Annotated in this window: 19 protein-coding genes; 11 read left to right on the top strand and 8 right to left on the bottom strand. The window is 45.4% G+C overall.

What is annotated here, in order from left to right:
• Positions 1-9: 9 nt before the first annotated feature.
• From cobA to glgX, 4 genes are all read right to left on the bottom strand, one after another.
• A complete protein-coding gene (cobA, locus tag L1076_RS16280; RefSeq protein WP_237304020.1) occupies positions 10-801 on the bottom strand; it encodes a uroporphyrinogen-III C-methyltransferase in 792 nt (263 codons plus the stop codon).
• A complete protein-coding gene (locus L1076_RS16275) occupies positions 798-956 on the bottom strand; it encodes a hypothetical protein (protein WP_009706538.1) in 159 nt (52 codons plus the stop codon). The genes cobA and L1076_RS16275 overlap by 4 nt, the downstream gene beginning before the upstream one ends.
• Positions 957-1,212: 256 nt before the next feature.
• Positions 1,213-2,934, bottom strand: coding sequence for a diguanylate cyclase (locus L1076_RS16270; protein WP_237304068.1), 1,722 nt, complete (start codon positions 2,932-2,934; stop codon positions 1,213-1,215).
• A 264-nt stretch (positions 2,935-3,198) separates the two neighbouring features.
• Positions 3,199-5,157, bottom strand: a complete 1,959-nt coding sequence (gene glgX, locus L1076_RS16265) for a glycogen debranching protein GlgX (RefSeq protein ID WP_237304019.1) — start codon at positions 5,155-5,157, stop codon at positions 3,199-3,201.
• Between the two features lie 445 nt (positions 5,158-5,602).
• Between glgX and L1076_RS16260 the strand changes: the two genes are divergently transcribed.
• The 5 genes from L1076_RS16260 (at position 5,603) to L1076_RS16240 (ending at position 12,299) form a co-directional block, all read left to right on the top strand.
• Positions 5,603-6,877: a maltoporin gene (locus L1076_RS16260; RefSeq protein ID WP_038881260.1), complete on the top strand. Its 1,275-nt coding sequence runs from the start codon at positions 5,603-5,605 to the stop codon at positions 6,875-6,877.
• A gap of 102 nt (positions 6,878-6,979) precedes the next feature.
• Entirely contained in the window at positions 6,980-7,789 is an 810-nt protein-coding gene (locus tag L1076_RS16255; protein ID WP_038881262.1) for a MalM family protein, read from the top strand.
• 328 nt (positions 7,790-8,117) lie between these two features.
• Positions 8,118-8,624, top strand: coding sequence for a glycosidase (locus tag L1076_RS16250; protein ID WP_237304018.1), 507 nt, complete (start codon positions 8,118-8,120; stop codon positions 8,622-8,624).
• An 88-nt stretch (positions 8,625-8,712) separates the two neighbouring features.
• Positions 8,713-10,335, top strand: a complete 1,623-nt coding sequence (locus tag L1076_RS16245) for an alpha-amylase family glycosyl hydrolase (RefSeq protein WP_237304017.1) — start codon at positions 8,713-8,715, stop codon at positions 10,333-10,335.
• Between the two features lie 344 nt (positions 10,336-10,679).
• Positions 10,680-12,299, top strand: a complete 1,620-nt coding sequence (locus tag L1076_RS16240) for an endonuclease (protein ID WP_237304016.1) — start codon at positions 10,680-10,682, stop codon at positions 12,297-12,299.
• Positions 12,300-12,440: 141 nt separating this feature from the next.
• Here the strand turns inward: L1076_RS16240 and pulA are convergent, their stop codons facing one another.
• Positions 12,441-16,430 carry a pullulanase-type alpha-1,6-glucosidase gene (gene pulA / locus L1076_RS16235; RefSeq protein WP_237304015.1) on the bottom strand — a complete coding sequence of 1,330 codons (3,990 nt, stop codon included), beginning with the start codon at positions 16,428-16,430 and terminating at the stop codon, positions 12,441-12,443.
• Positions 16,431-16,945: 515 nt separating this feature from the next.
• Here pulA and L1076_RS16230 point away from each other — a divergent pair.
• The 6 genes from L1076_RS16230 (at position 16,946) to pdxY (ending at position 24,356) form a co-directional block, all read left to right on the top strand.
• Positions 16,946-18,151 (top strand): SEL1-like repeat protein, encoded by a 1,206-nt coding sequence (locus tag L1076_RS16230; protein WP_045408244.1) that lies wholly within the window; start codon positions 16,946-16,948, stop codon positions 18,149-18,151.
• 474 nt (positions 18,152-18,625) lie between these two features.
• A complete protein-coding gene (locus L1076_RS16225) occupies positions 18,626-19,072 on the top strand; it encodes a helix-turn-helix transcriptional regulator (protein WP_038868929.1) in 447 nt (148 codons plus the stop codon).
• A gap of 432 nt (positions 19,073-19,504) precedes the next feature.
• Positions 19,505-21,685 (top strand): ornithine decarboxylase SpeF, encoded by a 2,181-nt coding sequence (speF, locus tag L1076_RS16220; protein ID WP_237304014.1) that lies wholly within the window; start codon positions 19,505-19,507, stop codon positions 21,683-21,685.
• A 63-nt stretch (positions 21,686-21,748) separates the two neighbouring features.
• A complete protein-coding gene (gene potE, locus L1076_RS16215) occupies positions 21,749-23,059 on the top strand; it encodes a putrescine-ornithine antiporter (protein ID WP_038868932.1) in 1,311 nt (436 codons plus the stop codon).
• A gap of 137 nt (positions 23,060-23,196) precedes the next feature.
• Positions 23,197-23,379 carry an AbrB/MazE/SpoVT family DNA-binding domain-containing protein gene (locus L1076_RS16210; RefSeq protein ID WP_038868933.1) on the top strand — a complete coding sequence of 61 codons (183 nt, stop codon included), beginning with the start codon at positions 23,197-23,199 and terminating at the stop codon, positions 23,377-23,379.
• A 107-nt stretch (positions 23,380-23,486) separates the two neighbouring features.
• Complete coding sequence (pdxY, locus tag L1076_RS16205; protein ID WP_237304013.1) at positions 23,487-24,356, top strand: pyridoxal kinase PdxY; 870 nt, start codon at positions 23,487-23,489, stop codon at positions 24,354-24,356.
• A gap of 89 nt (positions 24,357-24,445) precedes the next feature.
• Here pdxY and L1076_RS16200 read toward each other — a convergent pair whose 3' ends face one another.
• The 3 genes from L1076_RS16200 to L1076_RS16190 form a co-directional block, all read right to left on the bottom strand.
• A complete protein-coding gene (locus L1076_RS16200) occupies positions 24,446-24,940 on the bottom strand; it encodes a type IV pilin (RefSeq protein ID WP_237304012.1) in 495 nt (164 codons plus the stop codon).
• Between the two features lie 169 nt (positions 24,941-25,109).
• Positions 25,110-25,787, bottom strand: a complete 678-nt coding sequence (locus L1076_RS16195; RefSeq protein WP_237304011.1) for a 3-oxoacid CoA-transferase subunit B — start codon at positions 25,785-25,787, stop codon at positions 25,110-25,112.
• Positions 25,787-26,440 (bottom strand): CoA transferase subunit A, encoded by a 654-nt coding sequence (locus L1076_RS16190; protein ID WP_033005678.1) that lies wholly within the window; start codon positions 26,438-26,440, stop codon positions 25,787-25,789. The genes L1076_RS16195 and L1076_RS16190 overlap by 1 nt, the downstream gene beginning before the upstream one ends.
• Positions 26,441-26,462: the final 22 nt, after the last annotated feature.

Raw genomic sequence — 26,462 nt, 5'->3', positions numbered from 1 at the left:
TTTCAAAAACTAATGAATCGTGCGTTCTAAACAGGGCTCGGCGGTGGACTCAAACCATTCCAGTGACTGCGAGAGGGAAACCACGTCTCCCACCACTATGATTGCTGGCAGTGGTGGTTTTTGCGCTTTGCAGGTTTCATACAGTCCAGCTAAGGTAGTGACGATCTTGTTTTGATTTTCTCGTGTCCCATTGCTGACGATAGCGCAAGGTGTATCTGGCGCGAGACCGTGAGCAATCAGGTTGTCTGCGATCGCTTCTGCTTTGTGTAGCCCCATGTAGAAAATTAGGGTGTGGTCGATGGCGGCAAGTGCGCTCCAATTAGGTTCGCTAGCATCATTACAGTTTCGTCCCGTTACCAAGGTGACACCCCTCGAAACTTGTCTATGAGTGACCGGTATCCCCGCGTAAGCGCAGCATCCAAGTGCCGCAGTTACACCCGGTACAACCTCATAGTTGATGCCTTGCTGTGTTAAATAGGTCGCTTCCTCACCGCCTCGACCAAATACAAACGGGTCGCCCGCTTTTAAGCGACATACCGTAAGACCTGTGATTGCGTAGCCCTTCATCATTTCGTTGATTTCTGCCTGAGTTTGCGAACACTTACCGTAGTGTTTACCCACGCAGATTTTTAGGGTTTTTCGTGGGATGACGTCCAAGACATCTTCCGAAACCAGGTGGTCATAAAGCACGACATCAACGCGATTAAGCAGACGAAATGCCTTAATGGTAAGCAGTGACGCATCGCCTGTGCCTGCTCCAACCAAATAAACCTGACCATAAGATGGATTGGATGCCTTCATGAGAAAATACCCCAAATCAATACAACGAATAGGATGGCGGCAATAACCCAATAAAGAACTTGATGGACGTTATCGCTGACCCAACCTAGCTCTTCTAACATCTCGCTAGTCAGGTCTAAATTTATCTGCTCTACGTAATCGTCCAGTTCTTTCATTTTCAATTGGCTTCGTGCAATCCCCTGATGCATTTAAGGTTATTGATGAGAGCCGTTAAGTTAAATCAAAGAAAAATAAACACCTGTTCAGAACCGATTAACGATAGGGTGTTTGGGGGCAGAATTTGAATCGGTCAAAAGACGGCGGAAAGAGAGAAGTGTCGTGTCAGAACTTGTGACTTAACTGACTGTAATAGAAATAAAAAAAGCCATAGCGATATCTGCTCTGGCTTTGTCTTTTTTCGTAAGAAATTCGCTATGCTGCTTTGAGGTGGCAGACGCGATTCTTGCCCAATCTTTTTGCTTGATAAAGTGCTTTGTCAGCTTGCTCCACTACATGGTGATAGCTGGTTTCTAATGGCGTAAACCCAATACTTGCCGTAAATCGCACATCGCCACAACCCAATGTGAGATGGCTTCTTTGCAACGCGGTTAGGAAGTTATCCAGCTGATGTTTGGCATCAAACTCGTCATTGGCTTGGAACACGATGGCAAACTCTTCACCACCATAACGCGCTAAACAAATCCCTTTTGGTTTAGGGAAGCAATCGCGCATCACTTCTGCTGTTTTTTGGATGACTAAATCGCCCACTGGATGACCGAATTTATCGTTGATGTATTTAAAATTATCAATGTCAACCATCGCGATAAAACGGTTCTCTGAATGAAGCTCTCTCGACACTTTTGCTGCTAAGCACGCTTTGTTTTCGAGTTGCGTCATTGGATCTTGATGGCGCAAACGGTCATGTAATTTCAGGTTTGCCAACGCAACTTGGGCGTAGTTTTGAATCAAGCTCAGCACGCATTTGTAGGTCGGGAATCGACAACTGACATAAGTAACACCAAGCAGCTCTCGTCCATCAAACAATGGAATGCAGTAGTGATTACTGTTGATCTTGAGCTTTTTCGTCAGCTCGTCGCCGTACTTCTTCGTTCGGTAAGTCAGCGCGCTATGAGAAAAACGCGCTGCGAGTTCCGCGTCGGTTAACACCAGCTTTTTGTTGCCGTGATAATCGAGGGTGTAGAAGCTGTAATTCAAGCTGTCGTAGACACAGAACTGTATGCCTCTGTGGTAGCAAAAACGATCCAAGACATGCTTGAGCTGGGTTTTGAACTCACCAACGCTCTCCGTGCCATTTAGGCAGGCTAGAGACAAATGCAGTTGGTAAGTGAGGTAGTTGATTCCGATGGCGAGTGCGAGTAGAGAGGCAATGACACCGGCGGTTAGCGTGAACGGATAACTGCTGTTGAGGATGTCGGCACGGTCTGTCCCTGCGACAAACACCCAGTTTAAGCCGTTGTCTGCATCGAAGACCGAAATTTTGAAGTTATCTTGGTAATAGTATTCGTGTTTACCAAACAGTAAGCCCGACGCGACTTTATCGCTGATACCGCCATGATAACTCACTGAATAGTCACCGATGCGGCTTGGATCTGGATGGAATACCAAGCGTTCTGTATCTCTGTCTACGACAAACACATAACCTTTATTCAATGTTTTAAGACCACGCAATTGTTGAGTGGTATGAAGAAGATCGAACTCAAGCCAAAGTTGGTATTTCAGATTTGGGTTGGCGTGCTTGATGGCGAATACCCAGCGTTGCTGTGGGTTTTGGTACAGCGAAGAGATAGAGAATTTATCGCTGACAGTATCCAGTTTGTGCCATTGAATTGCGCTGGTGTCTGGTTGTTTTATTTGACCAGATAGGCCATAAGCGATGCTGTTGTTGGATGTGGTATAGAGGATATTGGAGTATTGCGGAGAATAGTCGATGATGCCTTGGCTTAGTTCACGGAAGTCAGGATCATTGAGGTCTTGTTTGCTTGCTTTTAATGCGGTTTCTAGAAGATAGAATTTGCTGAAAGTCGCTTCGATTTGAGAGTGGATCAAACGCTCGGCGGTGATGATATTGGTCTGTGATTGCCGATAGACCATCGACTCAGAATCGACTAACTGAGCGTAAGCCAGATAGACCATGAAGCCTGCGAGTAATAGCAGGTAAGGCCGCAGAATGCGGATTAAGAATTTAGGTAAAGCCATATGCCAAATAACGTTGTATATATTATAAATGTGATTTGGCTAGCAATATTAGATTAGTTTCACTTGTGCATCAATGCGTATGGTGTGTTCTTTGAGCTGATTGCTGTTTATGTATCCGAAACGTTGATAAAACAAACCCAGCGCATGGCTGGGCTTGTCAGAACTTGTGGGAATAAGCTTCGCTTTTGTCAGGTAAGGTTCTTACTCTGGTTGATAATGCAGAATCGCCATTGAAGTCGGGGAAAGCAGTACTTCGCCCTCGGCATGACCAGGATTGAGGTTACGCACATTGGTATCACATACGGTCACCCACTCTTGACCACGCTCATTTGGTAGCTTAAATCGCGCAGGTGCGTTGGTTTGGTTGATCAGGTAAACCAACTCTTGCCCTTCCTTGCCGATGCCTAAATGCAGCGCAACAGAGCTTAAACGGTTCCAATCGTCGTGCTCCATCAAGCTGCCATCAATACGACGCCAGAAGATACGGTTGTTATTGCGATTCTCACCACTGAACGCTCGAATGAATGGCACCATATACTGATTACGATTAGCGACCATTTGTGACATCCACACTTTGAAGTGCTGTTTGCGTTCTGTGCTCGACCAATCTAGCCAGCTGGTTTCATTATCCTGACAGTAAGCATTGTTGTTACCGCCTTGCGTGTGCGACAACACATCTGCGGTTAGGATGTGAGGGATACCAAATGCAAACAGCAAGCTCGCCATTAAGTTGCGCTTTTGTTTTTCACGCGTGGCGATGATCATCAGGTTTTCGGTTTCGCCTTCCACGCCATAGTTTTCAGAGCGGTTATCGCCGTGGCCGTCGCGGTTTTCTTCCCCGTTCGCTTCATTGTGCTTCTGCTTGTAAGACACCAAATCTTGCAGGGTGAAACCATCGTGATACGTGATGTAGTTAACCGTGAGTTTGTAAGGCCAGTTTGCTGCGCTGTATATATCACGAGAGCCCATCAAACGAGTCGCAAATTCTTTTAGGTAGCCTTGGTCACCACGCCAGAAGCTGCGGGAGATATCGCGGAGTTTATCGTTACATTCGTTCCAACCAAATGGGAAGTTACCCACTTGGTAACCGTTAGGACCGATATCCCAAGGTTCGGCGATCAATTTGGTTTCGCGAAGAATAGGATCTTGCGCGACGGCTTTAAAGAAGGCCGCTTCTGGATTGTAATCGTCGCCTTGGCGACCGAGTGTTGCTGCCAAGTCAAAACGGAAGCCGTCGACTTTAAATTCGCTCACCCAGTATCGCAGCGTATCCATAACGAGATTCAGGGCTGGCTGGTAAGTTAAGTCGACAGTGTTGCCACAACCAGTGAAGTTCGCGAAGTTCTGACCATGTTTGATGTAGAAACGTGAGTCGAGCGCTTTTAGGTTGAAGATCGTTGAGCCTTCACCGCCTTCCGCCGTGTGGTTATACACCACATCAAGAATCACTTCGATGCCGTGTTTATGTAGCTCGCGGATGGTGGTTTTGAGTTCGGTGACCGCGTCTTTTTCTGCATAGCGAGGATCTGGCACCATGAACAAGTATGGGTTGTAACCCCAATAGTTCACTTTATCCATCTTAAGCAAATGCGGTTCATGCATACACGCTGCGACAGGTAGCAATTGCAACGTATTGATGTTTTGCTGTTTGTAGAACGCCAACATTTCAGGTGAAGACAAACCTAAATAACGGCCTTTTGTATCGCTTGGAACTTCAGGGTTCTGCTGAGTGAGCCCTTTCACATGAGTTTCAAACAACACCATCTCTTCTCGTGGTATGCGAGGATGATCGGTGTCTTGCCAATCAAAGTTGTCTTCTATGACGACACACTTTGGCATATCGAAGCTTTTTGCAGGAGAAAATGGAGGCTGGTAGTGAAGGGCTTTATCAATCGACTTTGCATAGGGATCGGAGATCAGCAAAGGTTCGTCTTTGTGCGTCACCACATAGCCATACTTTTGCCCCGGTTTGATGTCAGGGATAAAAGTATGGCGAATGCCTGCATATTCGCCTGGTAAGTCGTGCAGCTTGTAGCTACCGTCTTCCGAAAATAGCGCAAGTTGAATGTCTTTACTACTCGGAGCATGAATAGAGAAGTTACAACCTTCTTTATTGACGGTTGCGCCGAGTGGGTATGGGCGAGAGTGAAGTTGTGTCATCAGCGAATCTTTTTTTAATTTTATTGCTACCTTTAAGAAACTATAAGTAAAAAACTTTGTCTTACTAAGGTCAACCACCTTATATCGAAAATTATCACTGTAATTAAATTACTTTCTACGACCTATTTTTGACAAAAATATGAAATGGCTATCACTTTGTAGCGGCCATAAACTGAAGAAACTTACTAATTCCTCCCTAGATTGGTGATCTGACTCGAAAAAACACCATTCGGTATATTTTCTCATCCCTTCTCATCCCCCCTAAATTAGTTTGGGGTGGAGGACGTCATCCTTGTACTCCTTGGGTAATCTTAAGACTGTTGAAACAAACGGGGACTTGTTCCCATCTTACCTCTCTTTCTTTTGGTGCGTTTTTACTGCCTATATTCACCAAAAAGAGCGAGCAGGGAAGACAGAATTATAAATACCCTTAATGGAGTTAAGAATGAAAAAAGTAAGTGCAATTGCAGCGGCTGTTGCTGCAACTTTAGCTGCTGGTTCTGCGTTCGCAGTGGATTTCCATGGTTATATGCGTGCTGGTGTTGGCGTTAGCGCTGACGGTGGCCAACAAGTAACATTTGAAAAGAACAAAATCGGTCGTCTAGGTAACGAAGGCGATGTATACGGTGAAGTTCAACTAGGTAAAGAAGTTTACAACAACAACGGTAAAACGTTCTACGTTGACTCTATGTTTGCAATGACTTCTAACGGTTCAAACGACTGGGAAAGCACTTCTGCTAACTGTGGTCTTGATGGCGCTGGCGATGTTAAATGTGTTGATGATGCACAATTCGCACTACGTCAGTTCAACGTTCAAGCTAAAGGTGTTCTAGATTTCGCTCCAGAAGCGACTCTATGGGCAGGTAAGCGTTACTACCAACGTCACGACATCCATATCTCTGACTTCTACTACTGGAACATCTCTGGCGCAGGTGCTGGTATCGAAAACATCGAAGCTGGTCCAGGTAAACTATCTCTAGCATGGGTTCGTAATGACCGTTCTGACATCGCTGACCCAGGTAACGATGGCGGTGACGCAAACGTAAATACACTTGATGCGCGTTACGCGGGTCTTCAAGTATGGGATAACGGTTCTCTAGAACTAGGTCTAAACTACGCGCTAGTTAACGAAACTGACGCTGCGCCAAACAGCACTAAAGATGCGAAAGATGGCGTAATGTTCACAGCTGAATTGACTCAAGGTCTAGATTCAGGCTTCAACAAAACTGTAATTCAATACGGTACTGAAGGTTACTCTAAAACAATGGCGTTTTACGGTGACGGTAGCTGGTACGGTGCAGAAGCAAACAGTGGCGCATCTGGTTACCGCCTAATCAACTGGGGTGTAATCGGTATGGGTGATAGCTGGGAACTTGGTCACCAACTTGTTTACGGTGTAGGTGAAGACATGTGGGACGGCCAAGACAAATGGGAAGCAATGTCTGCTGTTGTTCGTCCAATGTACAAATGGGATGACAACCACAAAACTATCTTCGAAGCAGGTTACGCTATCGATGATAACGACGGTGCAGAGAACAAATACGGTAAGCTAACAGTTGCTCAAGCATGGTCTGCTGGCTCTAGCTTCTGGGCTCGTCCTGAAATTCGTCTATACGCTTCTTACCTAACAGCGGATAAAGACGACAACTCGAACACATTCGACAACGGTCGTTCTGACGATACATTCCAGTTCGGTGTACAAGCTGAAGCTTGGTGGTAATCATCTAGCCACTAAGTCCTAAATTGTCCTAGAATGATACAGCCAGAACCTTATCTGGCTGTATTTATTTCAAAAAACAATAATGAGTCGAGGTAGACGGTAATGAAAAAATGGCTTGCTCCCGTACTGTTGGGAATGTTGGCTACAGGTTGTACTTCTGTAGAACAAGTCGATATGAGCCCGAAAGGTCAGCAACAAGTGATCACGCAATCGGGCGACATTCAATGGGTACCAATTGATGTGCCTGTGGTTACTGAGTTCGCTTTGACTGACAAAAGCCAAATGCTGTTAGATGGTAATAGCGCTGGCGCAATTGCAGCGTTCGCGTTACCAGGTAATCGTGGCAGTCTAGATATCAAACTAGAAACATTCGTAAACAAAAATCTAGAGTTTTACGCACCTAATGTCGTTGTTATGAACACGGCTGGCGAAACTATTTATCAAGCAGATTTCTCAAAGTTTAAGTACGAGCCAGCAAAACTGTTGGATAACGATAAATTCGTACTTGAAATGAATGTGATTCCTGACATGACAGGTAACGACTTGCATGTTTTGGTTTACACGACTTCTTCTGATCTCAAAGGAAGCTCAGAAGTTCTTCACCCTGCAAAAGCCTTCGCTCTGGCAAATCACACTCAGCCGCCAGATATTGCAGATCCTCAAGCAAAACACAGCCCACTCGGTCAGTTCCGTTTTTCAGTATCCGCGAATGATATCGTGAATACTAAGATTGTCGCGAAAAACGACAATATCCCGCAAGGTACAGACTTAACCAGTTACTACCATAATGCCATCAAAGCAGCCGTCGAAGCGGATGATATTCCGAAGGCTCTGACGCTTCTCGATGAGGCAAAAGAACTGGGCATTGAAGGTGCACAAACTGTATTTGTTAAAGCGGTAAATACCAAATAAACGAATAAAAAAGGCCAGCAAATTGCTGGCCTTTTTTAATTGACTTTAGAACGATAAAACTCACCCCTACATATAGTTAGCTTATTCACAAATTTATTTGTTTTACTTTGTTTTTCATATTTAACAGATCAATAATTAACATGTGTTCCTAACCTTACTCGTCATCGATTAGGAAATAATTAAACCTCTCAAAGTAATCTGGCTCAGCAAGATAGAGAATAATATTCTTTATCACTAGTTTGGTATTTTGTTCTTTTTAAATATTAACTTTATCCAGATTGGTGAGTTTGTATTTACTTTGGAATATTAAAAAGGAATTAACGTGAAAATGAACATGATGAAAACTTCACTTGCTGCTGCCTTACTTGTTGCTCTTGCTGGTTGTCAATCGACAGCAGAACCAGAAGGTGCTGCTGAACCTATTGTTAATCTGTCTCAAGACGAAGTCGTTGCTTTCATGGCGGCTTGTGACAACCCAGATAGCACAGCGAAAGGCCCAATTTCTAAACCTCTGTTTGTTGTCGGTACGTTTGCTGATTCAGATTGGAAACATGTACCTCAACGTAAATACACTTACAAAGGCAATAACTTCTATCAAGTTGTGACGCAAGAAAAAGCAGGCTCTTTCAAAATGCAGTACGCGACTGAGTTGTGGTTCCCACAATTTACCGCGAAAGGTAATCGAATGAATGTCGGTGAATTAACGCCATTAACATTTGGTGGTTACGGCACAGATACTTCGGTTGATATTAAAGAAGGTGGAAAATACGTTTGGAGCCTTCAATTTGAAGGAAAAGGTAAGCCACTTCACGTAATGGTAAATAAGTGCCAATAATATTCCATTCAGTTATTTGAAATTTATTTTTATTTATTAACCCCTGCATGGGAAACATGTTGGGGTTAATTTTATTTGGGAGAGTTAAATGCGCAACGTACGATATAAAAAACTATTTGGCCAATCGCTTTTAGCCTTGAGTGTGGTTGGTGTTTTATCCGCGTGTAATTCCTCTGGTGGAAGCGATAATGGCAGCACGCCACTTCCTGATGCAAGTTATGCTTGCCAAGCGAATGTAATGGAGCAAAGCAACCAACTTCGCACCTATCAAATCATGGTTGAGAGCTTTGTTGATGGCGATTCGACTATCGGCCATGGCACAGGTTACGGCACTAGCCATCATAACGGTGATCTTCAAGGGATTATCGATTCGCTCGATTACATCCAAGACTTGGGCATGAATGCAATTTGGTTGACGCCAGTTTTTGAATCGGAAGCCATTGATGGGCAGGATCATTGGGCTGATCGTTTGGATGCAACGGGCTACTTTGCCACGGATTATTTTAAGATTGATCCTCGCTTTGGCGATTTAGAAACGGCGAGAACCTTAGTTGATGAAGCACACAAACGCGGCTTGTATGTTTTCTTTGATGGCGTGTTTGGTCATCACAAAGAAGGGTTGATTAAGCCGTCTCCATCGGGTTTATTACCTTCTGGTTCGAGCAATCCGGTCGACTACCCAGCAAGCTTGGACTTCTATAAAGAAGTCGCGACTTACTGGGTAAAAGAGCTAAAAATTGATGGTTGGCGTTTAGACCAAGCGTACCAAGTTCCAACCGGCGCATGGACACAAATCCGCAAAGCGGTGGATGAAGCCTCACAGAGTGTGACTTACACCAACGCGGAAGGTGATCAAGTGAATCCTCTGGGTTACATGGTCGCTGAGATCTGGAAGGGCGAGTCAGAAATCGCGAGTGACGCATATGGCGCGGCTGACGATCCTGCGTTGTGCTCGGCATTTGATTTCCCAATGCGCTATCGCGTGGTGGAAACACTTGCTGTCAATGAGAGCGGTGTCGGCGGTCGTGGTGTGGATTGGCTCGACAATGGCTACCAAACACATAATCAATATCCGTCTCATGCTCAGCCAAACTTGATGATTGGCAATCACGATTTGGTTCGCTTTGGTGACTTGTTGCAACGAGGCGGATTAGCGGATGTGAACGATGCTGAATACTGGCAACGCCACAAAGCCGCGTTTGCATTCCAAGCGGCTTACACCGGGCCAATCACTCTCTATTATGGAGATGAAATCGGTGACCAAGTTGATGGTTTTGACGCAAAAGAAGACAACAATACGTGTGCGGTTCGTGGCGTGTGTGATGACCATGTCGCTCGCAGCAGTGCCAAGATCGAAGGCGTAACGGCAACCTTAGATGCCAACCAAGTTGATCTGAAAAACTACGTTAAGTCATTGATGACGATGCGCGCTGCTCATCCTGCTTTGTATCAAGGCAGCCGCACTAACTTGGTAGCAAGCAATGGCAGTTATGTGGACTTGAAAGTATCTGGCGATGACCAAGTCTTATTTGCTTTGAATACCCTTGAGAGTGCCCGCAATATTGTGCTGACAGAAGCGCAAGTCGGCAGCAATCAAGCGCTGGTGGATTTAATCACTAACCAACAAATCACACCAAATAACGGGCAATACCAGATCCCGATGTCATCATTACAAGGACGCTTCTTCAAAGTGACGGCAAACACTCAATAAGTCATTCTCAATCAAGATAACCCATACCTAGCCAAGTGTTGCTCTCTACCCCAATAGAAACGCACTTGGCTTTTTTTATCGCTTTGTCTAAGATGCCGCTCATTTTAGTCATCGGTAGCGATATTCCACTTTGAGCTCCCGCGTTCTTTCTGTACATCCCTTTGTTTTTTATCGCACAACCGACGTTGAACAGGTGAAAGAAACAGTACGGAGTTTGTGAGATGTGCTGCACGATAATGAGAATATTCACATTCATGCAAAGTCAAAGTGTGATTTAAGGCTTACTCATGTGTAATTGTTATGTTTATCTTTTTGTGGATTTATATAACTAATGGAAAATTATAATGAAATCCATAACGAAACCCCTCTGTCTATTACCCCTTATTTGCTCTCCATTCGCGTTCAGTCAAGTTCTTAATGGCGACTTTGAACAGTGGAATGGCAATGCACCAACGCAGTGGTCTGTGATTGATTCCGGCATTGCTGTTTCACCGACCAGTGACCCGCACCAATCTGGTGGTCTAGCGGCTCAAGTTATCGTAAATACAGGTACCCAAAGCAACACCGACTTTTTGCAAACCATTAATGTGGAGCAAGGGAAAACCTACCCATTTTCTGTCGCGGTTTATCATACGGAAGGTAATGTTAAAGCGCGTTTGGTGGTTGATGGATACCACAGCTACTCTAACCCTCAGCAAACCAATCAGTGGCAACAACTCACGCACAGTTACACTGCATCATCAAACAAAGCGATCAATGTCGGGTTACGCTTTTATGATGAGTCGGGCTTTGACGGTTCTGAAGTCGTTTATGTCGATAACTTTCAGCCAAACCAAAATGGTGGCACTCAGCCTCCGGTAGAAAGCTGTAATGACAACGAAGTGTTACTGACATTGAACACCGACAGTTATGGCTCAGAAACCAGCTGGGAACTGAAAGATAGCCAATCGCAAGTTCTGTTTTCAGGCCAAGGCTTTGAATCTTCGAAAACCTACGAAAAAACCATGTGCTTAGCGAACGGCGATTACCAGTTCACGATCAGTGACAGTTATGGTGATGGTATTTGTTGTGGCAATGGCAGTGGCTCATACGTTTTAATGTTTGGCCAAACCACATTAGCGTCTGGTGGTGAATTCACGAAATCTCAAACCACAAGCTTTACTCTTGGTGGTTCAACGACACCTCCGCCTGTTGTGGGTGAATACTATAAAGCCGCAGAAGGCAAAACCGGTTTTGAGTTGAAAACAGCGCTGTTTAATATCATCAAGGATCACACAGGGCGCGGTTACTCTGCCATTTGGACCTTAGTGAAAGACGCGGATTTAGACAACTACTACGAGAAAGACGGCTCCATTCTCGATATGTATTCTGAGAAGCCATCTGGTAGCGATACAGTAAGTTTTACCAAAGTCACAGACCAATGTGGTCAATACAGAACTGAAGGCGATTGCTACAACCGTGAGCACTCATTTCCTAAGAGCTGGTTTGGTGGAAAGGTTGAACCGATGAACTCGGATGGTCACCACCTGTTTGCAACCGATGGTTATGTGAATGCGAAGCGCAGCAACTGGGCATTTGGTGAAGTGGGTAACAGCACTTACGTATCTAGCAATGGCTCAAAAGTCGGCTCAGCAAGCTCTACTTTGGGCTATTCAGGAACAGTATTTGAGCCTATTGATGAGTTCAAAGGTGATTTTGCTCGTGCGTATTTCTACATGGCGACGCGCTATGAAAACGTCATTGGCAACTGGGAAAGCAACTCTAGTAACTCTGACGCGGTATTGAACGGCACGAAAACGACCGTCTTTGAACCATGGATGCTGAACATGTTGAAACGTTGGCACAAAAACGATCCTGTTAGCGCGAAAGAGATCAGCCGTAACCAAGCGGTGTTTGAATTCCAAGGTAACCGCAACCCGTTTGTGGATCACCCTGAATTTGTAGAGATCATTTGGGGAAACTAACCCCATAGTTAAAGCAAATCGTTAGAAACAACAAAGCCGCCATCGTCACTGTTCGAGCGGCTTTTTTAATGCCGTTTTACAGGCACAAAAAAGGGGAGGTTTTACCCTCCCCAAGCTAGCACATGATTGCGCCTACTGTTTTTAGTTCTTAGTCACTGTCACGACTGGTGCGGCTTTATCAGCTGCGTTGAAGTGGAAGTTGTAGTTTCCTGCTTCTGCAATTGTGATTTTAAGGTTTGCACTGTCGCCACCAACATCCATGGTGACTGCTGCGCCGAGCTCTACATTGCCTTCTCCACCGAAGTTGGTGTCACCTGCCCAATCCGCACTTGCGATTTTCATTTCGTAGCTACCTGCTGCTAGGTCGATGTCTAAAGAGTAAACATCGGCGGCTACGTAGTTGAACTTCGCGCTTGAATCTTCAGCTGGCGTATCCCAAGTTGTGATCGTGCCGCGTAGGAAGAGTGAAGTTTCACCAAACGTTGGTGCGTCTGCCGCTTTCGTTACAGAAACAACCGGTTTGTCAGCTGAATCGCTTTGCTCATGAATTGCATTTAGAACGAAGGTGTATTTGCCTGTTTCAGTAACGGACAATGCACAGTTACCTTCAGTACCCAAGTCTAGAGATCCAGAAGCTTGTTCTGCGTAATCACAGCCAAAGTTTGGTGTACCCCAGCTATCATCAGCAAACTTAAAGCCGTAATCTCCAGCTTCAAGTACACCCGTTACCGAGTACATACCGTTGCCAATGAATGACATTTCCCATTCTTCTGATGGATTCCAACCGTTCATGTCACCACGAACATAAACCTTGGTTTCACCGTAAGGAGGAATGCTCGATACGTCTTTGTTATCTGTATCAACAGGCAGACCAGCACCTTGTGCGTTACCTTGAGGTTGTACAAATACCGCTGTTGTAAGTGCCGGAACCGTGAAAGTCTCACCGGAGAAGCTTGCATTCTTAACGGTCATGTCAGCCGAGTTCTTCTGAACGTCATGCAGTTCGAAACCCGTTGCGCCCTCAATTTTGAAAGATTTCTCTTCTGCTGTTGAGTTCACTACCGCGACGATGGCGTCGTAGTTTGTATCTAGGTCTGCTCCAGCTGACGTACCGTCGTCAATAGACATCACAATCAAGCCTTCAACTTGGTCTTTGCCTACGTTGCGGAAATCAACGCGGTTCATGACCTCTTGAGCAGTATCTAAACGGAACAGTTCGCTTGAGCTACGGATAGTTAGTAGTTCTAGGAATTGTTGTTTAGTAAGTTCAATATCAGTCGAGTCTGGTTTTGCTGTGCCATCCGCAACGATGGTTTTGATTAGCTCCCAGTTCGCGCCGTCTTTGTCTTCACGAGGTAGGCCTACGTTCCAGTTGTTGTCGCTACCGTCGAAGTAAACACGGTTGAACCAGTCACCTGAATCGTAAGAGTCACGCTGCATTGATTTAGAGCGTAATAATTCTGAACCCATGTGAATGAACGGAATACCTTGACCAAGCATTACCGTAGATAGAGACACCGTTTGCATACGAGCGCGCTCAGCGGAAGAAGTGCCAGTCGCAATCTTGTAAGCGTTGTTGTCCCAAAGGGTTTGGTTATCGTGCTTAGATACGTAAGAGATGTTCTCAGAAGGCATCTTAGTGTAGCCCGCAGGTGCACCGTTGTAGTCTACGTTCTTACCAAGCTTCGTATCCCCTTTGTAATCGAGTAGAACGAATTCTGCTAGGTTGCCAGCCATGCCTAAACGAACGATATCTTGGTTGTGTAGACGACCGTTTACTGAATCTGCATCTGTCTTTGTTTCTTCGTTCGGGTACCCTGCGTTACCAAAGCCCTGGTTGAAGCGAAGTGGATGTTTACCTTCAGAGTCCATGCCGCCATCGAATGGGCTACCACCACGGACCGCATCACGTAGACGGTCAGAGAAGGTGCCGATTTCTGTGCCAGCCATATTTAGCTGTGTTGCTTGGTCGAAGCGCGCGTTGTTCGCGACTTCACCGAAGTCCCAACCCTCGCCGTAGAACAGCGTATTAGGATCAACTTTACGTACTTGTTCTAGCGCGTACACCATCACGTCTTTTGGCTGGTGGCCCATCAAGTCGAAGCGGAAACCATCGACTTTGTAGTCATCTGCCCACACAAGCAATGAGTCAACCATCAGTTTACCCATCATTAAGTTCTCAGTTGCTGTGTTATCACAACAGGTTGAGTTCTCAACGCCACCTGTGTTGACGTTCAGACGGTGGTAGTACCCTGGGACGATTTTATCGAGAACTGACTTGTCGTTTACGCCAGATGCGTTGGTGTGGTTGTATACCACGTCCATAACCAGCTTCAGATCCATTTTGTGCGTCGCTTGCACCATTTCACGGAATTCAAGGATACGTTTAGAACCGTTTGGATCAGTCGCGTAGCTGCCTTCTGGGACAGTGTAGTGGAATGGGTCGTAACCCCAGTTGAAGCTGTCTAGCATGCGTAGATCGTTCATCAGTGCTTGTGCAGCACCAGTTGCTGGATCGTAGCTATTTAGGACATCTTCAATCACTTTTGCATCGTCTTCGGTTTCACAAACAGAAGCTTCAGGCTTAATGCCACATAGCTTGCCTACCGTATCCGTGATATCAACGCGTTTAGCTTCGTTTTCATCAACGGTTGCGATATCGAAGGCAGGAAGAATGTGAAGTGTTGTTAAACCAGCATCTTTCAGAGCTTGAAGGTGAGTAACAGATTCACGCTCAGCTTCCGTCAACGCAAGGTATTTGCCGTTTAACGATTCTGTGCCTTTCGTGTCACTAAAGCTAAAATCACGTAGGTGTGATTCATAAAGGACATGGTCTTCGTCTTTTTCAACCGTTGGGCGATCGTAATCATTCCAGCCTTGTGGTTGCAGACTTGCACTGTCTAGATCCACAACTTGTGAGTAAAGCGAGTTTTCAGAAAGGCTTAATGAATATGGGTCAGTCACAAGGCGCGTTTCTACCACACCTGTTGTTGGGTGATAAACCTTCACTTCGTAGCGGTAGTATTTATTCAATGCATCGCTTTGCGCTTCAGAAGCCCAGATACCAGTAGTTGGGTTTTCTGTCATCGCAACGGTGGATTCTTCTTTCAAATCGGCATCGTAGATGATCAGGTCAACGTCTTGCGCTGTTGGTGCCCAAAGTTTGAATGTTGCTGCATTGCCTTCAACAATGGCACCAAGTTCCTGACCAATGGCGTTACCTGCGTCTGCATCTGCGAATACCGCATCAAGCACACCTGGCTTTTGGACTTCAGTGGCAGAGATAACATCGCCACTTGCGTTGTATGCCACCATCACGATTTGTGACTTCAGAATAGAGCGTAGCGTATCAGAATCCACATCAATGCCTGCGGCTTGTAAGCTCGCAAGGTGACGGAAACGAGATTTCAGTTCTTCAGACAGGTCTCCTGCTTTCGTCAACTCAACGGCTGTACCGCCAGAAATCTGCTTGTCTTCGTCCATCTTGATGTCGTTGGTCAAGCTGTAGAATAGCTTCATCGAGTCGGCGTTTGCTGCCGCTTCCCAAGCGATAGTGTCGGCATCTAACCAGTGTGCTTTCTGGCCATCAATATCAACAGGACGATCTGCAATTGGCTCATAGTAAAGCTCACTACTGCCGTGGAAGCCGAATAGACCTTGAGACTCACCCAGTTTGGTTAACTCCACTTTAGAGTTCGCGCTGCCAAAGGCTTTTTCATCGCCTTTGTGTAAGATGAAGTTCATACACTCGTGTGGGTCTGATGCGTCAGGGTTCACTTTAAGTACGTAGTAAGCGCCGTAAGTTTCGCTGATGCCTTCGAACGGAAGCGGTGCTGCCCAATCCGTACCGCCGTCAGCGATCCCCATTGCTTCTAGGTCAGTACTGGTACAGCCTTCGCCATTCCAAAGGTGTAGGCCCCAACCGTCGTAATCACTTGCTGTTGAAGCCGAAGCAACATCGCGTTTGTAATAGATGACAACTTCGTTCTCTCCCGCAGGGTGAAGGCCGGAGCCAGGGTTCGTAGTGTCATCGCTAGAGCTGTCACTGCCACAGCCGCTGATCACTGCTACAGAAAGTAGAGGTAGCACGGTTTTGGCAATCGCTGATAATTTAAATGTTTTATTGTCCACGTTTACAAATCCATTGTTATTGAATTGAGAATAGATTGGGCAAGATGCCGAAAAGGAAATGTTCAACTAAATGCTAATACACTGAACTATCAGCAAAATGTGAGAGCAGGCGGTTAAGTTTTTTACAAGAGAAAATTTTCTATCACACTAGATTTTGTTCACAAATTAAATAATAAAACGAGCGCATAGTGAGATGTTAAGCACAGCCTAAAAATGTAAATTTCTATAGGAGGAGATCGGGGGGATGATAGGGGAGGAGAATGTCTAAGCCCCAAAACTGTGATTAGGTTCTATAAAAGTAAGGGTGATATTTTTCTTTAAAAAATAAGTTTGGATGATATTGAATAAATTGCCCTCACAGTAAAATTGTAAACTTCAGATTTTGCCTACATGGTCGTTATATAATAAAGGCGGTGTACAGTGGAATGATTGCTTTCACACCCAAATTAACAATTTTCTAGATTCCCCGAGCTACGGGAAATCCTTATGGGCCCTGACCTAAAAAGAGGCTATTTATGAGTAGTATGGGCATTGCCATTGTGGCAACTGGCCTTTCACTCGTCCTGATATTTGTGTGGATGATCTCGTTGTCGATGCGTAAGCAACGTCTCGAGACCGAGAGGAAAGCTCGTGAAGCGGCATACCGCAAAGCGATGCAGAAGGCGCGAGAGCAAGAGCGTAAAGAACGTGCGTTTAAGGCGGAAACGGGGCATATCCCGACCATTCTTTATTTAGCAAAAGAAGCGGAACGAGAGAACATTAAACAGGCGCTCTATTGGTATGATAAAGCAGCCAAGTTAGATAATGTCACTGGTATGTACGGTGTAGTAAGACTTGCCGAACGTATGCGTGAAGATGTGATCTTAAGAGAGCAGGCAAACTTCTGGCGTACGGCTATTTCGGGCTTGGAAGGCGATATCGATGCGAAATTCGCGACCGGAAAAGCGCTCGTATTTGGGCGTGGTACAGAGAAAAACATTCCTAAAGGTCACCAATTAATCGAAGAAGCTGCCGATGAAGGCTGCATTCCAGCCATGCTGTATATGGGCGAATGGCAGTTGTCACCAGAAAACACATCAGGTCAGCGGGCTGATGCGTTGTTTTGGTTTATGAAAGCTGCAGAGCAAGATAGTGCTGATGGCAAAATCCAAGTAGGTCTATGCTATCTCAATGGCATTGGTACTGAAAAAAGTATGGTCAAAGGCTGTTATTGGTTAGAAAGAGCGGCGGAAAGCGGCAGTGCTGAAGCCATGTTCCATGCAGGTGAAGCGTGGAAAGACACTGGCAAAACAGGTAACGCGATTGCTTACGTTTGGTTGTTCTTGTCTGCGAACATGGGTTATGAGCCTGCGAGAGTTGTACGTGATGAGGTTGCCAGCAACATCGGTGTAGATGTGGTGGTTGGCTTACAATCAATTGCTAAACCGCTACAAAGAAAGTTGGCTTCTGGCGTGGTGAAAAAGCACTCAATCATCAGAGCCTTAAACAAGGTTTACAAGCGTGAGCCATATTTCCCTGGAGAAGAAGAACTGAACGAGTTGCTTAATGAAGAGCATCATGAAGAAGCAAACGTAGCTGATGGGATGCCAGAGTTAAACTTCGAAAGCGAAGTGTCCGCACAACAAGAATTTGCGCCTCCACCAAAACAACCTTCCAAAGAAGTGCTCGATTTTACGCAAAACTTCTTACAGCCACAGAATCTCAACAAGCCTCATTCGTGAGGCTTTTTTATCACTCAAATTCTTCTTTACTCTATCTATTGCATAATTGTTGGGTGATCTTTATGCAAAGCTTCAACAGAATTCTACCTGTCACCGAGCTGTTGGTATATAAATCGACAAATAGAGGGAAATCCCCCCTTGCTGCAAATACATGAATTAAGCTCCAATCCATTATTATTGATTAGCTCATATCATGGCTATGAAATTACTTTGTTAGCTTAAATTATTTTTAGTTCACTAGAACCATTACTTTAACTAATATTTGCTATTAAGAATTATATTATTAAATCTTAATTTCTATTTTTGTTACTAAGTGAATGCTATTGATCTTTAATTAAATTGAGCGCAAGATACCAAAAATAAAAATAGCGCATACTCTGCGTATAAATACAGTCGGAAGTAACCTGTTATTATCCTTTTCAACATAAAAGAGCAACGTCGTGCTCTTTTTGTTTTTCTATTAGAGATTTGTGTATGTTGAGAATCATTAGTGCAGATAAGTTCATCTCTTCAAGGTTTATCTTGGAATACAGCAAAGTGGAGTTTGCATCTTTGTTGGGTGTTTCCGTAGCTAAGATAACCAATATAGAGAATGGCAAATCTTCGATTCCCCCGGTGTACGATTACGCCATCAATCATTTGCTCAGTGAGCATCCGTTTAAAGACAGTGCAGTGGACGCCTTGTGCTCCCATGAGACACTTAACTTCGCTCGTCGTGTTGACGTAAACAGTAAGGTTCAGCGTCTTTCTTGTAAGCGCTGTGACAGTCGAAGGTTACACGTTATGGCTGGTATGAGTGGTTTGTATTTTGTCGAATGTATGGACTGCAAGCACACCATGTATTCGTCTGGTAACGCGGTGAAACGGTATCAATTGTGGTCAAATAACGGCGTTAAACTCGATAGCCATTTGTTCGATTAGACTTGAGCTCGAAGAAAGCACCAAAGAAAAAACAATAGCGTGAAAAGCCATCAGCAGAAATGTTGATGGCTTTTTGTTATAGTTTATAAATTGTTAAATATAAGCGTATTTATTGTGTTTGTTATTGCTAATAAATCAATCTAGTTAAATATAGAGTGATGAAAATCGCAAAATTTTATTTTCTTTTGATTCCTTTTTTAATAATAACTGGTGAGGTCACATAATTCTTCACCTGAATTCAATTTAAACCAAAATTCAATATCATTGGCTTATTGAAAGGAAAGTGATAAAGATCGCGAAATTTTATTTCGAGAAAATAAGAGTTATAAATATGAACGAATAATCACGAAATTTGGTTTTTTAATTTTAAATATTAAATCCATTTGTAATATCTGTCTTATCGTTTTTACAGAACAAATAAGAGATATTTCAATGAAACGTTTAATTATCGGTGTTAGTAATTACATGCCAGAAGACTTCAGTTTATTATCTGAATCTTTGGATGAACAATTTAACCGAACTTTAAAACCGCTAGAGCATGTCGAATTAACTGACGTTGGCGCTGCAATTATTACTTCTTCAGATATTAAGGCTGGTCTGCACAAAATTATTTCTGAGACGGGTTATGGTATCCCGGTCTTCTTAGTAACAGATGAAAATCCGGTCTCCGCCGACGATTATGTCTGGTTAACCGGCGTTATTGATCTAGAAAGACAATCAATTGAATACTACGGTCGTCAAATCAATGAAGCGGTGACCAAGTACGAATGCCGCCTATTACCGCCTTTCTTCAAACAATTGACTCACTATGTGGAAATGGGCAATTCTGCATTCGACTGCCCAGGACACCAAGGCGGTCAGTTCTTCAAAAAACACCCAGCGGGTAAACAGTTCTACGATTTCTTCGGTGAAAACCTATTCCGCAGTGACTTGTGTAACGCGGATGTTGATTTAGGTGACTTGCTGATCCACGAAGGTTCTGCTCACCAAGCTCAAGCGCACGCAGCAAAAGTGTTCAACTCCGACAAAACCTACTTCGTACTCAACGGTACTTCGGCTTCAAACAAAGTGGTTTGTAACGCGTTAGTGACCGAGGGCGACTTGGTGATGTTTGACCGTAACAACCACAAATCAAACCACCACGGTGCGTTAATTCAAGCGGGCGGTACGCCAGTTTATCTAGAAACGGCACGTAACCCTTGGGGTTTTATCGGTGGTATGGATGAGCACTGTTTTGATGAAGAATACATTCGTGCTCAAATTGCGAAAGTATCACCAGAGCGTGCGCGTGATGAACGTCCATTCCGTCTTGCGATCATTCAGTTAGGTACTTATGACGGTACGATCTACAACGCGCGTTACGTGATGGATAAGATTGGTCATCTTTGTGATTACATCCTATTTGACTCTGCATGGGTAGGCTACGAGCAGTTCATTCCTATGATGAAAGACTGTTCTCCATTGCTACTGGATCTGAAACCAGAAGATGCGGGTGTGATAGTGACTCAGTCTGTTCACAAGCAACAGGCTGGCTTCTCTCAAACCTCGCAAATCCATAAAAAAGACCACCATATTAAAGGTCAGGCTCGCTACTGTAACCACAAACGCTTCAACAACGCGTTTATGATGCATGCGTCAACCTCACCATTCTACGCGCTGTTCTCTGCTCTAGATGTGAACGCGAAGATCCACGATGGTGAAGCAGGTCTACGTCTATGGCGAGATGCAGTTAAGATAGGTATCGAAGCACGTAAAGAAATCCTGAAAAGTTGTGAGTTGATCCGTCCATTCATTCCGGATGAAGTTGAAGGCCAGCCATGGGGTAGCTACGACACCGATCTTATCGCAACCAATAAGAAGTTCTTCATGTTCGAGCCAAATGCAAGCTGGCATAAATTCGAAGGCTACGGTGAAGGTCAGTACTTCGTTGACCCTTGTAAATTGCTACTAACCACAGCTGGTATTGCAGAAGATGGTAGCTACGCAGACTTTGGTATTCCTGCAACGTTATTGGCTAACTTCCTACGCGAAAACGGCATCATTCCTGAGAAGTGTGATTTGAACTCTATCTTGTTCCTGCTTACTCCAGCAGAAGATATGGGCAAGATCCGTCATCTTGTGGCGCAAATCAACCGCTTCGAGAAGTTCATTCGTGATGATGCACCGCTAAACATCGTGCTGCCTCGCGTTTATGAAGCAAACAAAGAACGCTACCGCGGCTACACCATCCGTCAGCTATGTCAGGAAATGCATGACATGTACAAAGAGCTGAATGTGAAACAGCTACAAAAAGCGATGTTCCGTAGTGAATACTTCCCAACCATGGTGCACAAACCAGATGTGGCAACACGCAAATACTTCCGTGGAGAGTGTGATTACTTACCACTTAAAGAAGCGGTAGGCCGTGTCGCAGCAGAAGGCGCGCTTCCTTACCCTCCTGGCATTATCTGTGTGATCACTGGTGAGGTTTGGACACAGCACGTTGTCGACTATTTCTTGTCTCTAGAAGAAGGCATCAACCGATTCCCAGGCTTTGCACCAGAGATCCAAGGTGTATACCTAGAAGACGTCAATGGCCGCACCACCGCCCATTGCTACGCCCTAAAAGATTAATCTACCCGTTCGCACCGTGCGTGAAAACCGCGGTGCGAACCGTTTATTCGTGGAGAATAATTTATGAGTACTGAAACCAAAAAAATGTCGGTGGTGCAGCTTACCATTCTGACGTTCATTAACATGGCTGGCTCGGGCATCATTATGCTGCCAAGTAAGCTAGCGCAAGTAGGCACCATTTCGATTTTGTCTTGGTTGATTACGGCTGCTGGCTCTTTGGCTCTCGCGTATGTGTTCGCAAAATGTGGTCGCTTTAGCAAACGTGACGGTGGTATGAACGGTTATGCGTCGTACGCGTTTGGTAAATCGGGTGCGTTTATGGCGGGTTGGACCTACGGCTTATCATTATTGATTGCCAATATCGCAATCGCCATTACCTGTGTCGGTTACGGCTCAGCGTTTTTTGAAGTGACTTTGTCGCCAGTAGAAACCTGTCTGTACACCATCGCTATCCTTTGGATTTGTACCTTCGCTAACTTTGGTGGTGCGAAGATCACAGGTCAAATCGGCTCGTTTACGGTTTGGGGCGTTATCCTTCCTGTCTGTTCTTTGGGCATTGTTGGTTGGTTCTACTTCAGCCCAACCATGTACATCGAAGCGTGGAACCCACACCACCTACCATTTGGTGAAGCGGTAAGTGCGTCGATCGCGATGACACTTTGGGCATTCCTAGGCCTTGAATCGGCTTGTGCAAACTCAGAAGCGGTAGAAAACCCAGAGAAGAACGTTCCAATCGCAGTATTGGGCGGTACGCTGATCGCGGCAGTGGTTTACATTGTTTCAACCAACATCTGTTCTGGTATCGTGGCGAACTCTGAGCTTGCTGCTTCTACGGCGCCATTCTCAACAGTTTGGACAGTAATGCTAGGTTCTACGGCAGGGAAAGTGGTTGCGGGCATGGCAGTGCTAGCTTGTGCAGGTTCACTACTTGGTTGGCAGTTCACCATCGCGTCGGTATTTAAATCGTCTTCAGATGCGGGCTTCTTCCCGAAACTGTTCTCAGAAGTTGATAAACGCGGTACGCCAATCAAAGGTATGCTTGCTATTACAGTCATTCAATCCGTCTTGTCGCTTATGACGATCTCTCCGACGTTGAACGAGCAGTTTGAAGCATTGGTTAACCTTGCGGTTGTGACTAACGTTATTCCTTACATTCTATGTATGGGGGCGATTTTCATCATGCAAAAAGTGGCGCATGTACCTGACCGAGAAATGAAAACCACCAACATCATCGCTTTGGTTGGCTCTCTCTACAGCTTCTACGCGTTGTACGGCTCTGGCTATGAAGCCATGATGTGGGGCTCTATCGTTACCTTCCTAGGTTGGAGCGCTTATGGTCTGATTGCCTCTAAGCATGAACCGCTAGTGAACTAAGTTTTTTCAATCGAGCCTTCCCATACGCGGTGTGGAGGGCTCTTTTGTTTTATCCATTTGGCAGATTAAGGACACAAAAGAAAGTTACTCGCCATTCGTAACGTGAAAACTCATTTTCGACAATTGGGGGACGAAAGATGATTAGCCAACCTGTTAAGATCGGTGACGATACCGTCGTAGTCATTCCAAGCGTGATCCTGAGCGAGCTCGGGATAAGGGAAGGGGACACCCTCGAAATTGCGCTCAATAAAGACAAAATGGAAATTAAGAAAATGGTACTGAAAACCAGTTCTCCAACCGATTCCAGCGAAGAAGGCTAGAATTGAGTTAGAGAATCTTGGTTTGTCGGATACACTACTGGTTTCGCAAATCTGGCGCTCGCCGCTGTCTTTGAACTATTGATAACAACAAGAAGAGGTCTGGTACTATGCAAGGTATCCTCTCTATACAATCTCATGTTTCTTTTGGTCACGCTGGTAACAGCAGTGCCGTTTTCCCAATGCAACGCATGGGTTTCGAAGTGTGGCCTATTCACACGGTTCAATTTTCTAACCACACCCAGTATCAAGAAGGCTGGACGGGTCGTGCGTTTTCGGCTGATGACATCAGCGAATTAGTTCGTGGTCTTGGCAACATTGGCGCGCTAGAGAAGTGCCAAGCGGTTCTGACGGGTTACCAAGGCAGTGCTGAGCAATGTCTGGCAGTAGAAGATACCGTCACTAAAGTTAAACAAGCGAATCCAGAAGCGCTTTACGTGTGTGACCCAGTGATGGGCGCGCCAGACAAAGGCTGTATTGTTGCGCCGGGTATCGCAGAAAACTTGTTGAATCGTCTCATGCCAATGGCGGATGTGATCGTGCCTAACCAGTTCGAGCTAAGCCAATTTGCAGAGATGGAAATTCACACGTTGGATGACGCAATCAATGCTTGTCAGCGTGCGCTAGCAAAAGGCCCTAAAGTGGTGTTGGTGAAGCACCTTTACTGTCTGTCAGATGAAAGCTTCAATATGCTGCTTGCGACACCAGAAGGCACTTACCTAGCGAAGCGTCCTCATTTTGAATTTGCCAAAGCACCTGTAGGCGCTGGCGATTTGATCTCGGCGATCTTCACCGCTGGCCTGTTGAAAGGTTGGACGCCAAAACAAGCCTTCCAACACTGCCACGACGCTTGCTATGGCGTACTTAACGCGACTTACCAGGCGGGCGAATGGGAACTTCAAACCATCGCAGCGCAACAAGAGTTTGTAGAGCCAAGTGCGCACTTCCCATTGCAAGAAGTGACACTCAGCCAAGTGTAAACTCAGGTTGAAAATAGCCAAAAAGGGAGCACAACGCTCCCTTTTTGATTTCTATAGCTGTACTACACAACCACAACGTTAAGTCTGCCCTAACAGCGAGAGGTGTCTACCTTAAAGCTGTGTCCATCATCCCCTTTTCCGTCCAAGCGGTAATACGCGTAGCACTTGCCAGCCATGAGCGCTTCTGGTGATTCGTCATTGCCATACCCAACCATAGAGTATTGATTGTTTTCGATGAAGACTAAATCTGTCTGTTTCATCTCATCGGTGATGGTTAGGTTATCGAAGAAGCTGACCTGCTCACCGCACTCACTTTGGGTTTCTGGGTAGCCATTGTAAAACTCTTGATACCCAGCAGCGGTTAAGACGCACTGGTCGGCCCCTTGGTCTTGCTTAAAGGCTTTCGCATTCTGATTGAGAATAGAAACGTGATACTGCATGTCGGCAAAGATTACTTGAATGGCGGCTGTGCGGGCATCAGAAGTTCGTTGATTGGAGTGATAAACGGCATACGCAGTTAAGCCTCCGAGCACGACAGCCGTTAGCAGCCACTCTTTTGACGAAAATCCAGACAACAATCTCATTGGTTTTTACCCTAAATACAACTCAACCATGCGCATAACAGGGCGGGATTCTACGCATGGTTTGAGGGAATTTTAAGGGCAAACTGCGTGTTTCAGAAAAACCTGACACAAACTTGAAGAACGATCAAATTATGAAGAGAGGAGCATATTGCTCCTCTTGCATTTAGAGTTAATTTGGTGTCTGCATTGGAATAAGGTTAGGCGATACAATCAGTTGAGCTTCCGTCGCCGCTTGTACTTCTTCAATGGAAAACTCTGGTGCAAGTTCGGTTAACATCATGCCTTTATCGGTGATCTCGAATACACCCATCTCGGTAACAATCAAATCCACCTGACCCACGGCGGTCAGCGGTAAAGTGCAATGCTTGAGCAGTTTAGGATTGCCTTTCACTGTGTGTTCCATGGCGACAATCACTTTCTTTGCGCCGACCACAAGATCCATTGCACCGCCCATTCCCGGGACCATTTTGCCCGGAATGATCCAGTTGGCAAGATTGCCACGTTCATCCACTTGCAGCGCACCAAGCACGGTTGAATCCACGTGACCACCACGAATGATGGCAAAAGAGTCGGCGCTGTTGAAATAACATGACCCCGCGATTGCAGTGATGTTCTGCCCGCCTGCATTGACCAGGTCAGGGTCGACCTCTGCCTCTGATGCCAGTTTATCAATGCCAATTAAGCCATTTTCTGCTTGCAGTAGTAGCTCGACGTCTTTGTCTACTTCATTGGCAACCAGCGTTGGTAGGCCGATCCCTAGGTTAACGATGTCGCCATCTTGCATCTCTTGAGCAACGCGCCATGCAATGCGGCGGCGAACGACTTCTTTATCTAATTGTGCAGTCATTAGTTGTCCTCCACTAAGATGTAATCGACGTACAAACTTGGGGTATGCACGGCTTCGGGTTCAATGTCGCCCAATTCCACAATCTGCTCTGGTTCCACCACCACGGTTTCTGCCGCAGTTGCCATTAAAGGGTTAAAGTTTTGAGTGGTTTTGCTGTAAAAAACGTTGCCTCGACGGTCAACTTTAGAACCACGAATCAGCGCTAAGTCGGCCTTCAGTGGCATTTCTAAGAGATATTGTTTGCCATCAACTTCAATTACGCGTTTGTTCTCTGCGACTATGGTGCCAAGTCCTGTTGGTGTTAGTACGCCACCCAAACCAGCGCCTGCACTGCGAATGCGCTCTGCCAATGAACCTTGAGGAACCAGTTCCACTTCAAGTGTGCCTTCGTTCATCTGCTTGCCAGTCTCGGGGTTGGTGCCGATGTGTGAGGCATACAGTTTCTTCACCCGTTTTTCCGCAATAAGTCGACTAGAGCCACGACCCGGTGAGCCTGTGTCGGTACTGATTAAGGTAATGTCTTTGATGTCCTTTTTGATCAGCAAGTCAATCAAACGCTCTGGGGCCCCCGTCGCCATAAAGCCACCAATCATGATGGTCATGCCATCGTGTAGCAGGTCTTCAATTTGCTCTGTAGTGGCTGCTTTTTTCATGTTTTTCGTGTCCATGAGAGAT

This window comes from Vibrio sp. MMG023 (assembly GCF_021654215.1).
In the GTDB taxonomy this organism is placed as follows: Bacteria; Pseudomonadota; Gammaproteobacteria; order Enterobacterales; family Vibrionaceae; genus Vibrio; species Vibrio jasicida.
This window is presented reverse-complemented; position numbering and strand designations above follow the sequence as displayed.